The organism is Stenotrophomonas maltophilia group sp. msm4, assembly GCF_032025605.1.
GTDB classification, from domain to species: Bacteria; Pseudomonadota; Gammaproteobacteria; order Xanthomonadales; family Xanthomonadaceae; genus Stenotrophomonas; species Stenotrophomonas sepilia.
Window position 1 is genome coordinate 95,290 of sequence record NZ_JAVSKK010000001.1, and the last position, 16,263, is coordinate 111,552.

General features: G+C 52.7%; 22 protein-coding genes. 16 read left to right on the forward strand and 6 right to left on the reverse strand.

Translation table 11 applies throughout. The annotated features are described in order from the left end of the window. Nucleotides 1–102 precede the first annotated feature (102 nt). The 4 genes from ROV93_RS00470 to ROV93_RS00485 all read left to right on the forward strand — a co-directional run bounded on the left by ROV93_RS00470 (nucleotide 103) and on the right by ROV93_RS00485 (nucleotide 3,340). Nucleotides 103–261 (forward strand): ribbon-helix-helix protein, CopG family, encoded by a 159-nt coding sequence (locus tag ROV93_RS00470; RefSeq protein WP_140222741.1) that lies wholly within the window; start codon nucleotides 103–105, stop codon nucleotides 259–261. Nucleotides 262–314: 53 nt separating this feature from the next. Then, the gene (locus ROV93_RS00475; RefSeq protein ID WP_140222740.1) at nucleotides 315–1,964 is read left to right on the forward strand and encodes a DUF5906 domain-containing protein; all 1,650 of its coding nucleotides are present in this window, start codon (nucleotides 315–317) and stop codon (nucleotides 1,962–1,964) included. 132 nt (nucleotides 1,965–2,096) lie between these two features. Then, the gene (locus ROV93_RS00480; RefSeq protein ID WP_140222739.1) at nucleotides 2,097–2,357 is read left to right on the forward strand and encodes a hypothetical protein; all 261 of its coding nucleotides are present in this window, start codon (nucleotides 2,097–2,099) and stop codon (nucleotides 2,355–2,357) included. Next, complete coding sequence (locus ROV93_RS00485) at nucleotides 2,354–3,340, forward strand: zincin-like metallopeptidase domain-containing protein (protein ID WP_109336946.1); 987 nt, start codon at nucleotides 2,354–2,356, stop codon at nucleotides 3,338–3,340. The genes ROV93_RS00480 and ROV93_RS00485 overlap by 4 nt, the downstream gene beginning before the upstream one ends. A 42-nt stretch (nucleotides 3,341–3,382) precedes the next feature. Here the strand turns inward: ROV93_RS00485 and ROV93_RS00490 are convergent, their stop codons facing one another. Then, nucleotides 3,383–4,249 carry a hypothetical protein gene (locus ROV93_RS00490; RefSeq protein ID WP_140222738.1) on the reverse strand — a complete coding sequence of 289 codons (867 nt, stop codon included), beginning with the start codon at nucleotides 4,247–4,249 and terminating at the stop codon, nucleotides 3,383–3,385. 99 nt (nucleotides 4,250–4,348) lie between these two features. Beyond that, a protein-coding gene (locus ROV93_RS00495) for an IS3 family transposase (RefSeq protein WP_312538352.1) occupies nucleotides 4,349–5,700 on the reverse strand; the annotation gives its coding sequence in 2 pieces (ribosomal slippage) (nucleotides 4,349–5,253 and nucleotides 5,253–5,700; 1,353 coding nt in all). 159 nt (nucleotides 5,701–5,859) lie between these two features. Between ROV93_RS00495 and ROV93_RS00500 the strand changes: the two genes are divergently transcribed. Together ROV93_RS00500 and ROV93_RS00505 are read left to right on the forward strand one after the other, a co-directional pair. Next, nucleotides 5,860–6,333 carry a hypothetical protein gene (locus tag ROV93_RS00500; protein WP_109336944.1) on the forward strand — a complete coding sequence of 158 codons (474 nt, stop codon included), beginning with the start codon at nucleotides 5,860–5,862 and terminating at the stop codon, nucleotides 6,331–6,333. Between the two features lie 121 nt (nucleotides 6,334–6,454). Continuing rightward, the gene (locus ROV93_RS00505) at nucleotides 6,455–6,697 is read left to right on the forward strand and encodes a hypothetical protein (RefSeq protein ID WP_109336943.1); all 243 of its coding nucleotides are present in this window, start codon (nucleotides 6,455–6,457) and stop codon (nucleotides 6,695–6,697) included. A 25-nt stretch (nucleotides 6,698–6,722) separates the two neighbouring features. Here the strand turns inward: ROV93_RS00505 and ROV93_RS00510 are convergent, their stop codons facing one another. The 3 genes from ROV93_RS00510 to ROV93_RS00520 all read right to left on the reverse strand — a co-directional run bounded on the left by ROV93_RS00510 (nucleotide 6,723) and on the right by ROV93_RS00520 (nucleotide 11,115). Then, the gene (locus ROV93_RS00510; RefSeq protein WP_140222735.1) at nucleotides 6,723–7,391 is read right to left on the reverse strand and encodes a hypothetical protein; all 669 of its coding nucleotides are present in this window, start codon (nucleotides 7,389–7,391) and stop codon (nucleotides 6,723–6,725) included. A 118-nt stretch (nucleotides 7,392–7,509) separates the two neighbouring features. Next, nucleotides 7,510–9,306, reverse strand: a complete 1,797-nt coding sequence (locus tag ROV93_RS00515; protein ID WP_140222734.1) for a YadA-like family protein — start codon at nucleotides 9,304–9,306, stop codon at nucleotides 7,510–7,512. A 96-nt stretch (nucleotides 9,307–9,402) separates the two neighbouring features. After that, nucleotides 9,403–11,115 (reverse strand): type 4 pilus major pilin, encoded by a 1,713-nt coding sequence (locus ROV93_RS00520; protein WP_140222733.1) that lies wholly within the window; start codon nucleotides 11,113–11,115, stop codon nucleotides 9,403–9,405. An 85-nt stretch (nucleotides 11,116–11,200) separates the two neighbouring features. Here ROV93_RS00520 and ROV93_RS00525 point away from each other — a divergent pair, with 85 nt between their 5' ends. From ROV93_RS00525 to ROV93_RS00570, 10 genes are all read left to right on the forward strand, one after another. Next, nucleotides 11,201–11,383 (forward strand): hypothetical protein, encoded by a 183-nt coding sequence (locus tag ROV93_RS00525; RefSeq protein ID WP_140222732.1) that lies wholly within the window; start codon nucleotides 11,201–11,203, stop codon nucleotides 11,381–11,383. Beyond that, the gene (locus tag ROV93_RS00530) at nucleotides 11,380–11,823 is read left to right on the forward strand and encodes a hypothetical protein (RefSeq protein WP_140222731.1); all 444 of its coding nucleotides are present in this window, start codon (nucleotides 11,380–11,382) and stop codon (nucleotides 11,821–11,823) included. Before ROV93_RS00525 ends, ROV93_RS00530 begins: the two co-directional genes overlap by 4 nt. Nucleotides 11,824–11,914: 91 nt before the next feature. Continuing rightward, complete coding sequence (locus ROV93_RS00535) at nucleotides 11,915–12,199, forward strand: hypothetical protein (RefSeq protein WP_140222730.1); 285 nt, start codon at nucleotides 11,915–11,917, stop codon at nucleotides 12,197–12,199. Continuing rightward, the gene (locus tag ROV93_RS00540; protein WP_140222729.1) at nucleotides 12,196–12,774 is read left to right on the forward strand and encodes a ParA family protein; all 579 of its coding nucleotides are present in this window, start codon (nucleotides 12,196–12,198) and stop codon (nucleotides 12,772–12,774) included. The genes ROV93_RS00535 and ROV93_RS00540 overlap by 4 nt, the downstream gene beginning before the upstream one ends. Further along, entirely contained in the window at nucleotides 12,771–13,286 is a 516-nt protein-coding gene (locus ROV93_RS00545; RefSeq protein ID WP_140222728.1) for a hypothetical protein, read from the forward strand. The genes ROV93_RS00540 and ROV93_RS00545 overlap by 4 nt, the downstream gene beginning before the upstream one ends. A gap of 98 nt (nucleotides 13,287–13,384) precedes the next feature. Continuing rightward, nucleotides 13,385–13,786 carry an H-NS family nucleoid-associated regulatory protein gene (locus tag ROV93_RS00550; protein WP_109336935.1) on the forward strand — a complete coding sequence of 134 codons (402 nt, stop codon included), beginning with the start codon at nucleotides 13,385–13,387 and terminating at the stop codon, nucleotides 13,784–13,786. Between the two features lie 275 nt (nucleotides 13,787–14,061). Further along, nucleotides 14,062–14,400: a hypothetical protein gene (locus ROV93_RS00555; RefSeq protein WP_109336934.1), complete on the forward strand. Its 339-nt coding sequence runs from the start codon at nucleotides 14,062–14,064 to the stop codon at nucleotides 14,398–14,400. A 191-nt stretch (nucleotides 14,401–14,591) separates the two neighbouring features. After that, nucleotides 14,592–14,786 (forward strand): hypothetical protein, encoded by a 195-nt coding sequence (locus ROV93_RS00560; protein ID WP_140222727.1) that lies wholly within the window; start codon nucleotides 14,592–14,594, stop codon nucleotides 14,784–14,786. Nucleotides 14,787–14,989: 203 nt separating this feature from the next. Then, complete coding sequence (locus ROV93_RS00565) at nucleotides 14,990–15,376, forward strand: hypothetical protein (RefSeq protein WP_140222726.1); 387 nt, start codon at nucleotides 14,990–14,992, stop codon at nucleotides 15,374–15,376. Continuing rightward, nucleotides 15,373–15,744 carry a hypothetical protein gene (locus tag ROV93_RS00570; protein ID WP_140222725.1) on the forward strand — a complete coding sequence of 124 codons (372 nt, stop codon included), beginning with the start codon at nucleotides 15,373–15,375 and terminating at the stop codon, nucleotides 15,742–15,744. Before ROV93_RS00565 ends, ROV93_RS00570 begins: the two co-directional genes overlap by 4 nt. A 57-nt stretch (nucleotides 15,745–15,801) precedes the next feature. Here ROV93_RS00570 and ROV93_RS00575 read toward each other — a convergent pair whose 3' ends face one another. Further along, a complete protein-coding gene (locus ROV93_RS00575; protein ID WP_140222724.1) occupies nucleotides 15,802–16,089 on the reverse strand; it encodes a hypothetical protein in 288 nt (95 codons plus the stop codon). Nucleotides 16,090–16,263 lie beyond the last annotated feature (174 nt).

Consider the following 16,263-nt stretch of genomic DNA (forward strand, 5'->3'; position numbering starts at 1 on the left):
TCAAATACAGCATAAGGCGCAGGAGACTGATGATAATGGAGTTGACTTATTAATTTAAAATTGTATTGTCAATACATGGCTAACAAATAATGGGGTTAAATAATGAATGAGCAATCAGATTTAAAGAGGGTCACCTTTCAGTTCCGTTTATCGCTGAACGATTTGGAGCGTTTCAATGAGCAAGCCAGGCGTGAAAACATCACTCTCTCCGAACTGGCGCGGCAGCTTCTTGAAGAGCGCGCAGCCAAATCGCAAGCATAAAAAACCCCCTCTGCAAAGGGGGTCTAAATACCACGTATTGAAAAGGAAAAACTATGAACTTACAGAATAAAAGTAGCATCGATTTTAATAATGTCAACTTCTTCAATGTAGGAGATCCGCTTTACGAGCAGTATGAGTCAGAGCGTCTCGCCACAGAGGCGAGTGCTGCGAGAGCAGAGGTTGCGCTCACTGTCTCTATGTCTGCCGAAGAAAATGCTGTCTCTGTGTCTGTCGAAGAGAAGACTAGCGCTGATGACGCGAAGACACTGGCGCAGTCCACAGGAAAGGCTCCGAAGAAATCCAAAAAAGATAAGCCGGACAGTGTTTCACTTCGTTTCGCCAACCACATTCTTTCCCAGAAAAACGAATTATGGGGCGGGCGCGTGGAAGAGGGCGGCACACTGATTCACAAATGGAACGGAAGCCACTTCTCCTTCGTGCCTGCGGAAGACGGCATGATGATGGTCAATCGATGGTTGTCTTTACACGTGCCAGAATCGGCGACTCGAAGAGCGGAGGAACACACCTGGAAATTCTTGGAAAGCCATCTTCGTTGGCGTGCTCCGATTGCTACGCCTGATCCGAAGAACGTCATCATCCCTTGTCGAAATGCTTACATTCACCTAGACGACCAAGGTGAAATCACAGTGCGAGCACCAGACCCTGCATTCGGTTTGACTCATTCGCTCAACATCACTTTTGGAGAACCCGGACAACCGTATCAGCACAGACCTTTGCCACAGAATTCCAAGTTCAAAGCATTCTTAGATGGTGCAGTCACATCTTCTGCGATGCGCGACTTCATTCAAGAGCAGTGCGCGATGCTTTTGCTTCCGCACAACTATCAGCTCGCCGTGTGGTGGTGGGGTGAGGGTGGAACGGGTAAATCGACGTTAGCTGAATTGATGTGTCTCTATCAATCTAATCCTGTTAGACCGATTCTGCACAACCTTGATCAGCGTTTTGGACTAGAAGTTATTTTAGGTGCATCGTTGCTGATGACCGACGAAGTGTCGAGTGGCAAATGGTGCGAGGAAACGTGGAAAAAAATCGTGACGCAAGGCGCTGTGAGTGTTGAACGAAAGGGCGTCAGCATCATCGGTGCCTATAAGAATCGCGCGAAGTGGCTCATCTGCTCCAACGACGCGCCTTTTGTCGTTGATAAGAGCAACGGTGTTTGGCGTCGAATGAGCGTAGTGAAGTGGAGCAACGTCGTTGACGATAGTAAGAAGAAACTCGACTACCATGAAGAACTTTTCAGAGAAGAAGGAGATGCAATCCTGTCCTGGATTTTGGAGGGCGCGCAGCGACTGATCAAAAGAGGGCGATTCCTGCCTGAAAAAGAATGGCCGGAGGAAGCAAGGGCGATGAAAGATGAGGTCAAAGTCGTTGCGAACAACATCAAGATGTGGATGCAAGAGGAAAAGGTTGAGAAGAGCGAGGGATTTGAAGATAAAGCGATGATCTATCAGCGCTACCTCAATTTCTGCCGACTCTTCCAGTCTGAGCCGCTGGATACCTCAATATTCTGGCGCAACATCAGTAGCTACATCCCAGGCTTTGAGCAGAAGCGAGTTCGGATGAAGGTAGGTGGTGTAAGTAGGCCAACTTACGTTGCGAACGTGAAATGGTGCACGAAAGAATATGTTGAGGAAGTGGAGTTTTCGTCGAATGACGATGATCCCAATAACGTCCCGTTCTAACCAATTGAGAATTCAGCGATGAGCAGCCAATAGAAAAGCCCCTCTAAACAAGGGGCTTTTTTCATGCCTGCTTGCCAAACCCTGTTCTTCTGTTAGTTGTTAAGCACTGTCCACATTTTTTTGAGGTGCTTTATGTTTAACGAAAAGAACGGCGCGTTTGAAGAGCGCGCAATGTCCTTGGAAGACGCATTGGAATCATTGGAGGTTGGAAGATCATACATCGCAAAAATGGAACGTGACGGAGTGCATTTCCTCAATGGTGACTTTTCCCACTTCTGGAACCAAGAACAAATGGTTGCGGAGCTAGAAGAAGAAGAGTTCATTAAACTTTTACTGTCCCATCTCCGCTCCGGCCAACAGATCATCTTGCTGAGAGAAGGAGACATTCGATGAGCCAGATGACCGATCACACAGAGAAAGTCGCCCAGCTCTTCATCGAGTTGATGCAGAAAGACTTGGCCCCGTTCCAACGCCCCTGGTCGCCTGGACAGCCCCGTCACACTGCGAACCTCGCGCCGGTCAACGGCACTTCGGGCCGGAACTACCATGGCGTCAACGCGCTCTACCTGCACATGCAACAGCTCTTCCAGGGCTACGAGTCGAATGCCTGGATGACGTTTAAGCAAGCTTCCGACCTGGGCGGGAAGGTCAACAAAGGACAGAAAGCCACACAGGTTGAGTTCTGGGACTGGCCCGACAAGAAGAACGAGCAAGAAGGGGACGCGGAGGAAGAAGCTACCCAAGGCCGCAAAGGCCCTCGCGTGTTCTACGCGAACGTGTTCAACGCCTCCCAAATCTCCGGCCTTCCAGAGCGCTTCTACGCCCCGCCTGCGGTGATGCCTGAGCAATGGAGGCATGAAGAAGCAGAACGCGTGCTGCGCGAATCCGGGGCCTCGATCAAGCATGACGGTGGGAATCAGGCGTTCTATCGACCGATGACAGACTCCATCCATTTGCCGCAGATCCAGCAGTTCAAAAGCGCTGACCTTTACTACGCGACAGCGCTGCACGAACTAGGGCACTGGACCGGGCATCCTTCGAGGCTCAATCGAACCTTCGGCACGTTTGGCGATGAGCGATACGCCCAGGAGGAATTGCGAGCGGAGATCTTTTCCTACATGTCCAGTCAGCGGCTTGACCTTCCGCACGAACCGGAGCGCCATGCGGGCTACGTCAAGTCGTGGATCAAGGTCGTTCAAGACGACCCGCGAGCGATCTTCAAAGCGTGTGCCGACGCCGAGCGCATCTGTAAATTCCTGGGCGTTGAGCAAGCCGTGGCGAAGCGAGAGGCGTTTCAGGTCGAAGAGAAGAGCAACGTGATTGAGTTCCCTGCACCCAAGGCAGTGAAGCGGAAGAGTCGGGGAATGGCGATGTAGTTGAACAGAGACAGATTTGTTTGCCTCTCTTCAACCCTTTACCTATTGAGACTTCAAGCCCAGCTGGAAGGCCTTGTGCTCCAACTCTTTGGCAGATTTCGCAGTGTTGACCGCGATATCCATGTCAAATCCAGCGCCGGACGGTGCGGTGCCAGTGGGACCGAACCCCAGCGCGCTGGACTGCTTCTGAGCAGCATCGCGACGCTGCGCCGAAGCCAAGCTTGCTTCCAACTGTTTGGCATTCTTCGCTATGAATGCACCCATTGCCCACACGCAACGTTCTTGCGTCGTCATTTTTGAAAAGCCGGTGTTCACTGTCGCAGCGTATTGAGCAATGAGCGGTGCCGAAGATTTTTGAAGCTCGCTCTGCGATATCGATGCAGTCAGCTGTCTCTGATACGCGCGAATCAGCTTTTTCTGTGCTTCATCAACGTGCCCGCCTTGGCTATCCCTCAGAAGCTTTTCTTGTTGTTGTGTGGAATGTGCTGCCACGCCTTGCGCGTTCCTCTTCAAGCCCTCCAATCGCGCCATGTGTGCGGAGAACTCAGGAAGCGCTTCGAGATCATCCTCCTGGCCAAAAACGTAGACGCTAACCATGGCGACTGCCCCAGCCGGAGCCCCGCAAAGAACGTCGTCCGGACTAGCCGTATAGACAGGATTGCTGCCTATCGTTGTCTGTTTTGAAAGAAGCAGGGCGTAACTTGCCGGAAGGGACTTCAATCCGTTTTGTTCTGCGTAATGATGAACTTGATTGCTGATGTTGCTATCGGCCTTCATCATCGTCGTCCAGAACATCAAAGCTGGCAGGCGGACCGGAGCAGGCTGCGCAGTGACATGAGTCGGCGCGGTGGTCAAGAGGCACGTCATAATCGCCGCATGAAAGGCGGCTCGGCTGATTTTTATGCTCACGCTGGTTCCCCATAGCAATAGGCCGGAGTTCGGCCTTCCCTGTTGCATGGTAGCACGCCCCTAAAAAGTGAAGTGACCCCCGAGACTTGGACGGTGGGGTCAGGCGGCTGCTTGGGCCTGTTCCCGGTACTTTACCGGGCTTAGCCCCTTCAATTTCAATCTGATTCGCTCTTGGTTGTAGTACTTGATGTACTCCACCAGCCCGGCCTCCAGGCTTTCGATGCTGTCAAAGCTGTTCAGGTAGAAGAACTCCGACTTCAGCGTCCCGAAGAAGCTTTCCATTGCCGCATTGTCCAAGCAGTTGCCACGTCGGGACATGCTTTGCTTCAACGAGTGCTTTTCCAGCATGTGCCGGTAGTTCTCATGCTGGTACTGCCAGCCCTGGTCGGAGTGGATCATTGGCCGCTCATCCGGCGAAAGCTTCTTGATGGCCTCCTCCAGCATCTGACCTACCAGATCGAACACAGGCTGGCGCTTGATCTGATAAGCCACGATTTCACCGTTGTAGAGGTCCATGATCGGCGACAGGTACAGCTTCATGCCTTGCACCTTGAACTCGGTGACGTCAGTCACCCACTTCTGGTTGGGCCGCTCGGCATGGAACTGGCGATTGAGGTCATTGCCAACCACAACATTGGCGGCCCCTTTGAAGGACCGGTAGCGCTTCACGCGTACCCGTGATTTCAGGCCCATCTCCCCCATCAGGCGCTGTACCCGCTTGTGATTGGTCCGATGGCCCTGATTGGCCAGTTCCAGCGTCACCGTGCGATACCCATAGCGCCCTTGGCTTTGATCGTAGATTGCCCGGATGCGCTCGCACAGGGCTGCCTCATCCTGATCCGGATGGGCCAGGACATGGTTCTGGTAATAGAACGTACTGCGTGACAGCTCTGCCGCTTCGAGCAGAAGCGACAGCGGATGAACCTGCCTCAATCCTTGGATGGCTTGCGCTTTGCGTCCTGCGCCGCCTGCTCTTCCCGGATCAAGGCATCGAGTTTTTTTAGGTAGTCGGTCTCCGCACGCAGATAGGCAACTTCCTTGAGCAGCTCATCGCGGCTCATTTCCTCAGGTGGCTTGGACGAACGGGTCTTTTTCATCGGCTTTCGGGGCGGCGGCGGAGGTGGTGCCAGCGCTTGGGCACCGCCTTGAGCATACAGGCGACGCCACCGACCCACCGCGCCGGCATCGCCAATTTGAAAGTAAGTGGTGGCCTCCCGCCCGGACATGCCGTCCTGGCCCATCTTCTTCAGGACAGCCAGCTTGAATGCGAGGTCATAGGACTGGGACTGGCGATGAAATCCCCGCCAACCATGCAGCCGATAGGTCGCCACCCAGCGCCTGACCGTGGAGAACTCCAGGCCGTAGCGACGAGCAACGGCTTTGACCGATGTGGAGGTCTTGCAGGCCTGTTTGGCGACCTGCAGTTTGAAACGCGCGTCGTATCTGTTCATGTATCCCTCGGGGTCGGATCTGATGTCCAACTCCCGGGGGTCACTTCAAAAGGAGGTGGCCTGCTTTGTCGTCTCGAAAAAGTTTAATGAGCGCCTGGGTTGCGTGATTGCACTTCCGATCTATATTTAAAGTTCAACCTTTAAAATATGGAGGCATTTATGAGTAGTGCGACTACCCAAAAAGAACATCGAAAGACCGCTCCGCCCTTGTTGGACAAATCCCGAATCTCGGAATTCAAGACGAAATCCGCTGCGATCAGGGCTTGGGACTTGATCGAGAAAGAAGACCGTCTGCCATCGATTCGTGCAGCCGTGTTGTTCGAAGCAAGACAGAAGCCAGAGGAATACCCTGACGACCGCCCGAAAGGCGAGATCAACGAAGAAGGTATATGGATTCCAGACTCGGCTGAAATGAGTGAAGAGGAACGATTGTCGCTCACGGCTCCCACGCTCGACACCCCTAAGGCCTATTTTTACTCTTGCTTGTCGATTCATCACTGCGCGCTGCGCTATCAAAGCTCCGTCATCGATGTGAGAGCCATTCAACTCATCGCATCACTCTTGAATGTTTCATTGGAGCAAAGCGCTTCGCGAGTTCACCAAGAGATCTCCAAGCTCACCCGCGTTCTTTAAAGCGGAATAATTTCACACTTTTGCAGAAAGACGGGTTGACGCCCGTCCTTTCTGTTTTAAGTTCAAAGAAGGAAGCGAATTTTCCGCTTCCTTCTTCCATCCCACACAAAAGGAGTCACTCATGTTCAGTTTAATTCGCGCAGCCGCGTGCTGCGCCACTCTTTTATTCGTTCTCTATCATCCCAAACTTGCGTTCAAAGACCGAGCCTTCCAGGCACTCGACACGATAGCGATCAGCATCGCTGAGATCACTGGTCAACAAGTCAGGTCGCCCACTTCCTACAAAAGAGTCAAAGCTGCTGCCGATGCGGGCGAAGACTTCTACGAAGCCATGATTTCGGGCAGAGCATACGAGACGCAATGAAAAAGGGGCCGAAGCCCCTTCCTGATCAGAACGATTCCGCTCCTCTCAACTTCTTGTCCCGCTCGCGCATCTGAGCGTTTGACGCGTCAGAGCGGAAGATGATCAGTCCTTGCTCATGGTTGAGCATGCCGACGTATTGGATCGAGATGCCTTGAAGCGCCCAAAATGCTTCAACACTGTCGTAGCGAGCGCCAAACCCGTTCTGCAACCTCTCAACGTTGGTAGACGTGGGCTGACCCCACTTCGCAGCCAACAGTTCATAGATCTCTTGCTGACGGTCAACGCCCTGCGTTTCAAGCGTCACGTCTTCGATCTTACCAACCATCGTTGTGACTTTGCCCACGTGGTAGATGCCGTCCGGAATGGCTTTCCGGCCGAAATTGACCTCAACCGACGTGTTTTGCGGCATCTCGCCAAGGTCAAGCTTCAACTTGCCGCCCTGGTCGAAGATGCTGGCTTGCCAGCACGGGGTGTTGGTCGGCTCATACTTGTATCGAATCGAACCAAACGCTCGCTCTTTCTCGCACTCTTGAAGGTTCGCAGCTTGTCCAAGCTCGATGCCGCCAATTTGCTTCGAAGGAAGCTCTTTAACCGGAGTCGGCTGAGGTTGCTGCGAAGCATCAGTGGTTGTTTCGTTCTGCTGATTGCACGCACAGAGAGCGAGAGCCAGAAAGAGTGGGGAGAGTCTTTTCACTGTGTAGTCCATTACGATGCCGTTAGATAGAACGCATTTCACACCAGGGGCTTCGGGATAGCAAGCCACAAAAAAGGGAGCCGAAGCTCCCTTTGGGTTGCATTTCCATGCCATTTCCTCAGTCAAGAATGATGCTCATGCCCACCCCACCCATAGGCTTGGTTCCGTTGCCGCCGAAGCTAAGCCCCGCTGAGAAGCTCACTTTTTCGCTTGTGCGAACGCGGTAGCCTACCGCCATCGCCGACGCTCCACCGTTAAAGCCCACTCCGGCTTGGATGGCTACCTTGCCGACCGGCAAGCCTGCACCAGAAGCAGCCATCATGCTCATTGCGGCAGTCTGAGCACCCAAGCCGTTCAACCTCTTTTCGATGCCGTCAAAGCGGCGATTCGTCGCTTCCCATTTGTCGTTCAGTTCGTTTCTGAGATCGTAGATCTGTCCGCCGTTGACTGCATCTTGCGAACCTTGTTCGATGCGGCCAGCCGCCACGTTTGACACTCGTTGATTGCCCGCATCGATGCCGTTAGCTGTCAACGATGGACCATCTTTAACCGTCACACCGCCGTTGGAAACGGTGGTAGCGCCCACTTTTACGCTGCCTTGTTCCGACAGCTCCACGTTGTCAGTCAGTGCGACAGACTGAGTTCCGTCTTCGCTCTCAGTGACTTCAACGTTGTTTCCGGCAGTCACCTTGCTTCCGGCACCACCGCTCATGCCGTCTTGACCGTCTTTTCCTGGTTGACCGTTCTCACCAGCAGCACCGGCAACGCCAGGATCTCCCTTGTCTCCTTTGTCACCCTTTAAGCTGGCGAGCCATTCGCGTTCGGTGCCTTCATAGCCGTATTGCTGCGCAAGCTCATACGCTGAGTAGCCGTCTTGTCCGGCACCACCGTTACCTGCTCTCTCGATTCGTTCGTCCAGGTTGTCCAGTGCACTGCTGATCGTTGTGTGTGTGCTGTTGTCTCTGAAATACCACGTGGGTGTGACCAGGTTTCCGTTCTCAAAGCGTGTTCCGCCACCAATGATTCGCGCCACCCCCGTGAGCTGACCCATGGCTGCGGCGTCGGTGTCTCTGATGCCGTTCGCAATGTTCGTCAGTCGAGTGTCGCCAAACGCGGTGGTCTTCGACTCCACGCACATCGCACCGGAACCGATGGCAGTGCAGTCGTCAGCAGTAGCGGTTGCGCCTGAACCCAACGCTATACTGCGGTTCCCTTGAATGCCAGCGTTGTAGCCAATGGCGACGCCGTTTTTGATCTGACCGCTCGCATTGTTCGTGTAAATGCTGCTTCCGACGAAGACGGAATCCGACGCAGAAACGCCGTTGGCATCGATTATATTCTTGTTGCCCACCACAACGTTGTTGCTTCCCTTGACGCTGTTGTCGTTGCCTAGCATTGCGGTTGAAACGCTTGTGGCTGCTCCATCATTGTCGGATGTGATGACGTTGCGATTTCCGTAAATATTTGGATCATCCATCAAGCTATTCGTCATGATCGTCTTATTGTCGTTACCGACGATATTTCCCCGCACATCCCTGTTTCGATTGCCGAGCACGTTTGCCCCCGTCGCATTGTTCTCGTTTCCAAGAATGTTGACGTTATCTGCTAGACCAACAGATTGTGTTCCGATGATGTTGCCATTACTGCCGTAGCTCTGGCTAGAATTCGTCCCAATAACGACGCCATTATTCGACTTGACGTTTTTTCCGATGGCTATACCGCCATTCTGCGCGCAAATGATATCGCTCTTGGCATTTGTTCCGATAGAGATACCGTCCTGGCACGCTCGCACGTCTTCACCAATTTCGATGGGCTCTGCTGCGTTCGCCGCAGACATGGACAAAAGGATCGCCAAAGCGATGCCAGACAACGCTAATTTGTTTTTCATTGATTGCTCCTGTTTTTTGATGGACATTCTTTATTTCTAGCACTGAATTCCAATTTGGCAAGAGCACTCAAAGCCGGTTTGGCGGTAAGTGATTAAAGGGCGGTTTGGCGTGCTGCGCACCGATCAGCGAACACGGTAAAGAAGGCGAATTCCGCCGTTGATCACAGTGCCGTCTGAGGTTCCGAAGGTTCGGAAATCGATGTCCACCAGTTTTCCGTTGAAGTTCAGCGTTCGGATTTCCGAATAGTTGATGGAGTTGCCTGGGCTCGGCGTATTCCCGTTTGCGGCTTGGTAGAAGCCCTGGGTGACCCCGTTGAAAGTGAAGCTCACGTTTGCCCATGCACGCACGGGACCATAGCTTTGGGGCCAGTCGCTCGACACACTCGCCAGCGTTGTCCAATCCGCGTTCTGAGCCAAAACCAAGCCTTCCTGGATGGTTCGAGTCGTGTTTGTGTTCGAAATGAAGAGCTTGCCGTTGGCAACGGTCAGGCCTTCCGCGCGGCACGCGCTCTCATCTTTTGAGAGCACTTCGCCGGTCTCGACCCAAACCCACTCGGTGTAGGAAGGCGAGGGTAGAGTGGTCTGGCCTGCTGGGCAGTCATAGGAGACGTTCCGTGTTCCTTTCAGCCGCGTCTGATACGTCATCGAACCGGTCATGCCGGGCGGGCATGAGCCGCTTCTGTTCACCGTCTGATATGACTCTTCCTGGGCGCTTCCTGGGCAGCTTTGACAGCTGCTTCTGTCCGCTTCCCAGCTGGTCCACACGGGTTGGCCCCATGCCTCGGGACAGGTTTTCTGACGCGTAGCGGTTGCCTTTCCATAGCTGCCACTAAGGCAGGCCGCTGACTGAGACTCAAACGAAGCGCTGCAAAGCGCTGGGGGCGCAGGAGGAACGTCGGGAAGAGGAACCACTATGGGAAGTGTTGGCACAACCGGAGTCGGGCTTGGAGCGACGGGTAGGGCGCAAGAGCCAATCAGAGACCAACATTGGGGAAAGACAGTGGCTTCCCAGACTTGGTTGCTAACGCCTGGGCACGACGGCAGGGCTGGCTTGGGGCCGCAGCTTGGAACGTAAGGGTGAACCGGTGTGGCTTCCTGTCCACCCGCCGTTGCCCCAGGAGCAGCGAGGCCGGGGCCCTGAGGTGGGTTCTTCTCTGTCTGATCAGCTTGCGGAAGATTGAGCGGCGATGCGATGAACTGCCCGATATTCTCATTGTGATAGACAAAGCTCACAACGCGAGCGCTCGCACATGCTTTCGTCAATGCAGGAACATCCAACCGATCGTTGTTGTTCTTGACGATGCTTGTGCCGTCGATCACGACATCGTAAGTATTGCTCGCGTTGGCAGAGACGAAATCTGAGCAGCTCGCAGCGCTGACGCTCGTGTAGTCGAGGGTAAAAGCGTCTCCGAAATGGCGGATGCCGAAAGGCTGTGCATCAACCACGCCTCCCCACGCATTTCTGATTTTGCCGTCCTGGATTTGCTCCGACTTGATGAAGCGCTCTTCTATTAGACGCTCGCTGCTAACGCCTTCGTAGCTTCCAATAACGCCAAAGGCTTGCTGGATTTCGCTAGACAGATTGTTGAGTCGCTCGCTCTCCGCGCGCGTCTGTGCGCGCGCTTTAACCGGCTGGTAGAGCACGAATGCGACAGCGCCCATGGCACTAACGATACCTGCTGCAATGAGCAGTTCCGTCAGTGAATACCCTTCTTGTCTTTTCATTCGCGCGCTCCTTTTCTCTTGGCTTTCTTTGATTGAAAGCGATTCAGGCAAGAGCGCAAGGAGAATGTTTTGACTAAACAGAAAAATTGAGAAATATCTCTCGTTTTTCAAGCTAGACAGATTTCAGTCGTCTGTTTAACTGAATTTATGGGTAGTGCGACTACTCATAAACAAATATTAAAACAGGAGACGATTTATGAAGTTGGAACATTTATACAGAAACGAAGCCGCATTCTCTCTCGAAGACAACGCTTTTGCGTTCTTCAAGCAATCGCAGAAGTCGAAGCGCGATGAACGTAGGAGCTTGAAGCAGCGCTATGACCGAAAAGCGCCTAGGGAAAACCCTTTGGATGCACTGGTGCAGGGGGTATGGGAATGAACTACTCATATCTGCTACTGCCTGCTGTGCAGGCCAAAAAGTTAGACGTGGTGAAAGCAGCGATTGGAACTGCCGTTTTCCACCAGCCCAAGCACGACTTCATCAACGACGCCGACTCACGAGGCATCACCGCCCTGGCGCTTGCAAGCCTGTTATGGAGCCAAGAGTCGGATGCAGAGACACGCCAAGAACTGGATGCCATTGCGGCGTTCTTGTTGGACTTTAAAGCGAACCCGTTTCAAGAGGTCGGCGTGACCCTAGTCAGACGCTACCACGCGTGGACCGGACGAAAAGAGTTCGAAAGACGCTCAGGAAAGACCATCGCTGAACTGTGCTGCGGCAAAGTTCCTCCCTCATTGAAGGCACACATTAGAGCCGACGCGGAGCGCGTTCCGGTCCCAGGTAAACGCATCAATGAAGAGCAAAAGGAGGCAGCGTGATGTTCTTAGTCCTCTACGTCTTCGCTGTCATTGCAGCGCTATTGCTCGGCTCTATTCAATTCACCAACAACAAAAATAAGGATAAACAATGATGAAATTCAAAGAAAAGCTTGTCGAGATTCTCACTCAGGCGGCATCTATTGCGATAGGTCTTATTCTCTTTGTCGCATTTGTGATCGGCGTCCCCCTTGCCATGTTTTCAATGGCGGTGTTGGTCGTTCTGTGTCGATACGTCCTGATTTGGCACCAGGAAGTTTTAAGGATGGGTTTGATGGTTGGTCTTGCCCTTGGGTTGTTAGCATTCTTCGTTTTTGTGTTTCATTCAGTTCTGAGTGCCTCTAAAAAGGAGAATGAAAATAAAGGAGGTGACTCATGACCGTTCGCTTATGCCTCCTGTCGGGCAAGGGTGGGGTAGGGCGCACTACCCTTAGCCTGGCTCTTTCAAGTTACTTCGCTGGAATCGAGAAGAAGCGCGTTCTCCTAATCGACCGAGATTCCCAAGGCAGCGCCTTGGCTTGGTCAGCCTTGGCTGACGAAACGCCATTTACTGTCGCTCGCTCTCGAAGCAAAGGCTTCGCAGTGGAAATCATCGACACACCCCCGCGCCTCAATGACAACGAAGTCCTCCCAGAAGCTGATCTCTACATCGTCCCCACCGCCTTGGATGCCGTCTCTTATGTTGTGTTCTTGCGCACGATTGACCTCTTAAAGAGGAAAAAGAAGCGCTTCATCGTCGTTGCGAACAGGGTCAACAAAGCGAGAGCAGAGCATAGGGAACGGCTGTCCAGCACCGAGTTGAAAGGCGCTGTTGTCATCCCGGACAGAGCCGGGTTTTCCCGCGCGTATGCCGAAGGAAAAACGATCTATCAGATCAAAGGGAGGGGTGTTCGGCATGTTCAGTTCGACACGCTCTCTATCGTCAAAAAAATCAAATCGGAGGTGAACTTATGAAAAAAATGAAAGACCTGTCTGCCGCGCTCAACGTCGTGCATCAAAGCAGACATGAAGCAGTGATTCATGAAAGCCTGGAAGACGTGTTGCCTAGCGACAAGGTTGGGGCAGGGGACGAACCAGGGCGGGAGACGTATTTCCAGTTCGAAGAGGGCGCTCTGTCTCGTAGGAACAAACAGACGGGCCGTAGGGTCCATCTACTTCTGGGGATGCCAGGGGATTTGGCCTCAAAACCCTCTCTGCATGATTACCGAACAGATGAAGGCAAGCGTGCCAATCGGATGATGATGACGGTGCCCCCAAAGTTGAGGGAACAGTTCCGAAAGCTGACCGGCGCTGAGTTCGACTACGAGGTGCCCATTGCAACTTCGATCATTGCTCTTGCGTCTTATGCCGCTCAACGGCTTATGGATGAACGCAAGTGCTTGACGGTAAAGGCTTGGGAGGACGAAAGGAAGAGCCAAAGGCAGCTTTATAGGCGAGTCGTGAAGAAGCGGAATGGACGAAATTGATGAAGGATCTAATTCTTATGGAAAAGGGCTTGCTAAAAATTGCGGGTCCTTTTAGGATCGATTCCACACCATCAACCGCTGAAATTGGAGCAATAGAAATGGCAGAAAAGAAGACCAATCTCGACAATCTCGCAGCTCAGAAGCAGAAGCTTCTGGAAGAACTGCGCAAGATCGAGGAACAGGAAAACAAGGAACGTCAAGCAGAGGCCGAAAGCGCCCACAGCAACATCGTGAGCCTGTTGGAAGATTTCGCTGAGTTCTTCGATTCGCGTCAGCGCGCTGAAATCGCGCGTTACGTGGTATCCGGTTCCACTCGTGGTCGTAAGTCCGTCAGCAATCAGGGCAGCAAGGGTCCTGTGGCTGCAAAGTTCAAGCTGCCGAATGGCGAGACTTGGAGCGGGCGCGGTCGCACTCCCACGGCATTCGTAGAATGGGAAAAGTCTGACGCGGCGAAGAAGTGGCGCGAAGCGAACCCGGAGCAGAAGTGGCCGGCTGCATAAGCTGGAAAAGCAGCTTAGCCATGGTAAGCCCACCGAAAGGTGGGCTTTTTTTGTGCATCAAAAGGAGCGCTAAGAGCAAAGGCCTGGACCGCTGCTCCGATTGCGCCTGCGGCGCGGCTCCGGCCTTAATCGTGGGTAGTCTACCTACCCATAACGGAACTATTTCACGGATTTTCTTTTTAGTCGAAAAGTGCCTCTTGCGGCTTCTTCTTCGCGTTTTAAGGTCTAGGTATGAGATGAATTTTCATCTCTACCCTTAAAAACCGGAGAACACTATGAACACCACTACTTTCGCACTCAACGTTGCCGATAACTTTTGGCCCCATTTTGCAGACGCTCTGATGTTCGCTTTTATAGCGATTTCAGCCCTCACGCTGCTCATCGTGCTCTACAAAGACGGCTCCCATAAGAGGCTCTCTCAGGGCTTCCTAAAAGCCCGCGAAGTGTCCTCCATGATTCGTCCTGGACAACGTTACGAAGGCACTGACCATAGCGTGCACTACATCGCAACAGACCGCCGAAGGCCGTTTTTAGTGGTCACTAAGCACGCTGAATTCCTATGCGACTTTGACCGCCTTGCTCGTTTTTACGCAGGCGAGAGGTTCTTCTTATGAAGCAAGTAAAGGAGAACGCATATTCACGGTCAGATGCGTCGGCCCAAGAGTTCACCGAGATCTTGGGCTCAGTCAGAGTGCACCCAGCTCTGAATAGAGAGCTAAGGGAGTGGGCGATTGGTAGAGGGGTGAGGGTCACGACGCTTCTGCGGCGCATCATGATTCGATACCTCGACTTAGATGCTTAGGAAATGATGTTGGAACTGGAAGACGTGGAAGTTCGCGGATTGACCCATGCCGCCACATTGCCACCTATCTACATCACTGCCGATGCAAAAGGTTCTTTCGATCAGAGAGCAGACGAATTAGGCGTAGAAAGACTAGCTCTATGGCGCAACATCCTGGAAGCAGCCGCAAAACAAAGAAGGAGAGGAGCGGAGAGCTAAGAAATGAAGCGCCAGAAGCGAGCCCCACGTTGGGGCTTTTTTTGCGGCAGGAATATTGTGAACTATTCCCGGTTTTACGTTTTAGTCAAATTCGGTCGCGCCATCGCTATTGCCAAATCGACCTTCTGATTTAAATTAATTACAAGGAAGTCATTTTAACGCTTCCTCCTTCAATCTTACAAAAAAAACACGGAGCAGAACACATGAACGCGATTGCACAACAAACATCTTCCAAGCACTACGTCAGCGAAAGAAAAATTATCAGCGATTTGCACGTGTTGTTCAACGCTTCATCAGCGGGAGGCGCACGAGTTTCAGACAAGGCAGTGGTATACAGCGCAGAAGCCTTCGCAGACTTCTTCGACTACCGCGCATTCGGAGACATGCATCAAGCCGTTTACAGTCAAGAGCTGGAAGGCGTGCAGATCTTCAAAGGCTTGCAAATGGGTAAATACCGATTCTTCTACGTCTCACGAGACAGCAACGCGGTCTATGGCTTCTACTCTGCTCACGACAAGTTCTTTCAAGAACTCATGCGTGAGGAAAGAGCGCTGAACAACCACTACTTCCTCGAAGAGCGTGCCGCATGACCGCTCTTTTCCAAGAAATGCCAATCCAGCGACTGAGTTGCTCGCTCCCTAGTGTCCGACTACACGCCGACCTGGACGCCGAGCTGAGGGCACTGGCAGCGCTTCAACAGAAGCCATTGGTTCAAGTCATGCGCAACATTCTCTATCACTACTTGCAGGTGGAGGAAGAATTGATGCGATTGGAAATCGAAGATGCTCCCGTTCGACACTCTGCCAAGACTGACCAGGTGATGAGCCAGAAGGTTAGCGTGACAAAGGAAGTCAAAGGCGCTTTTATTCAGCGTGCCCAGGTTCTCTACCTTCCACAGACAACAATGCTACGAATGATTTTTGAAGCCGGGGTGGAGCGGTGGAAGCGAACGCTATGAAGACCATGCAAAGCGCCAAAAGAATGAGAGCACCTTGCGGTGCTCTCTTAGGTGTCATCACTGAGCAACAGCGACGTTGGGTTCGGGATCTTCAAAGACCGCACTCGGTATGATGGTTTTGCCTTCGACCAGATCGCTACCGATCTCGATAAAGCCCTCAATGACCGGGTCGCTATACTTCCTCAGATCCGGAAACATCGCGCGCATCTGGCTAGGGGTCACTCCTGCATCAGCACCATTTTTCAACGTGCTGAATCCAGACACGAGACGAGCAGTCCCGTTGGGTGAAGAAAGGACAGATTTTGCTGCATTCAAGTAAGTCTTGACGTATTCCTTATCAGACATAAATCCCCCGTTATAGGTTGATCGTGTGGGTGGTTGAATTTGCCGGACGGCTTCGTTGATATTGGGGCGGAACGCACAAATTCAAGGGGCGGTGTTGAACCGTTTACTTACCGACTCCTCAGTCGATGTCTTAGCAACGCCAGTTCTACATCCACCCGCCCCAGCGTCGTCAGC

What these genes read in the sequence shown, in the direction of transcription:
- ROV93_RS00470 (WP_140222741.1), top strand. Translation starts at nt 103, where the DNA reads ATGAATGAGCAATCAGATTTAAAGAGGGTCACCTTTCAGTTCCGTTTA.
- ROV93_RS00475 (WP_140222740.1), top strand. Translation starts at nt 315, where the DNA reads ATGAACTTACAGAATAAAAGTAGCATCGATTTTAATAATGTCAACTTC.
- ROV93_RS00480 (WP_140222739.1), top strand. Translation starts at nt 2,097, where the DNA reads ATGTTTAACGAAAAGAACGGCGCGTTTGAAGAGCGCGCAATGTCCTTG.
- ROV93_RS00485 (WP_109336946.1), top strand. Translation starts at nt 2,354, where the DNA reads ATGAGCCAGATGACCGATCACACAGAGAAAGTCGCCCAGCTCTTCATC.
- ROV93_RS00500 (WP_109336944.1), top strand. Translation starts at nt 5,860, where the DNA reads ATGAGTAGTGCGACTACCCAAAAAGAACATCGAAAGACCGCTCCGCCC.
- ROV93_RS00505 (WP_109336943.1), top strand. Translation starts at nt 6,455, where the DNA reads ATGTTCAGTTTAATTCGCGCAGCCGCGTGCTGCGCCACTCTTTTATTC.
- ROV93_RS00515 (WP_140222734.1), bottom strand. Translation starts at nt 9,306, where the DNA reads ATGTCCATCAAAAAACAGGAGCAATCAATGAAAAACAAATTAGCGTTG.
- ROV93_RS00525 (WP_140222732.1), top strand. Translation starts at nt 11,201, where the DNA reads ATGAAGTTGGAACATTTATACAGAAACGAAGCCGCATTCTCTCTCGAA.
- ROV93_RS00530 (WP_140222731.1), top strand. Translation starts at nt 11,380, where the DNA reads ATGAACTACTCATATCTGCTACTGCCTGCTGTGCAGGCCAAAAAGTTA.
- ROV93_RS00535 (WP_140222730.1), top strand. Translation starts at nt 11,915, where the DNA reads ATGAAATTCAAAGAAAAGCTTGTCGAGATTCTCACTCAGGCGGCATCT.
- ROV93_RS00540 (WP_140222729.1), top strand. Translation starts at nt 12,196, where the DNA reads ATGACCGTTCGCTTATGCCTCCTGTCGGGCAAGGGTGGGGTAGGGCGC.
- ROV93_RS00545 (WP_140222728.1), top strand. Translation starts at nt 12,771, where the DNA reads ATGAAAAAAATGAAAGACCTGTCTGCCGCGCTCAACGTCGTGCATCAA.
- ROV93_RS00550 (WP_109336935.1), top strand. Translation starts at nt 13,385, where the DNA reads ATGGCAGAAAAGAAGACCAATCTCGACAATCTCGCAGCTCAGAAGCAG.
- ROV93_RS00555 (WP_109336934.1), top strand. Translation starts at nt 14,062, where the DNA reads ATGAACACCACTACTTTCGCACTCAACGTTGCCGATAACTTTTGGCCC.
- ROV93_RS00560 (WP_140222727.1), top strand. Translation starts at nt 14,592, where the DNA reads ATGATGTTGGAACTGGAAGACGTGGAAGTTCGCGGATTGACCCATGCC.
- ROV93_RS00565 (WP_140222726.1), top strand. Translation starts at nt 14,990, where the DNA reads ATGAACGCGATTGCACAACAAACATCTTCCAAGCACTACGTCAGCGAA.
- ROV93_RS00570 (WP_140222725.1), top strand. Translation starts at nt 15,373, where the DNA reads ATGACCGCTCTTTTCCAAGAAATGCCAATCCAGCGACTGAGTTGCTCG.
- ROV93_RS00575 (WP_140222724.1), bottom strand. Translation starts at nt 16,089, where the DNA reads ATGTCTGATAAGGAATACGTCAAGACTTACTTGAATGCAGCAAAATCT.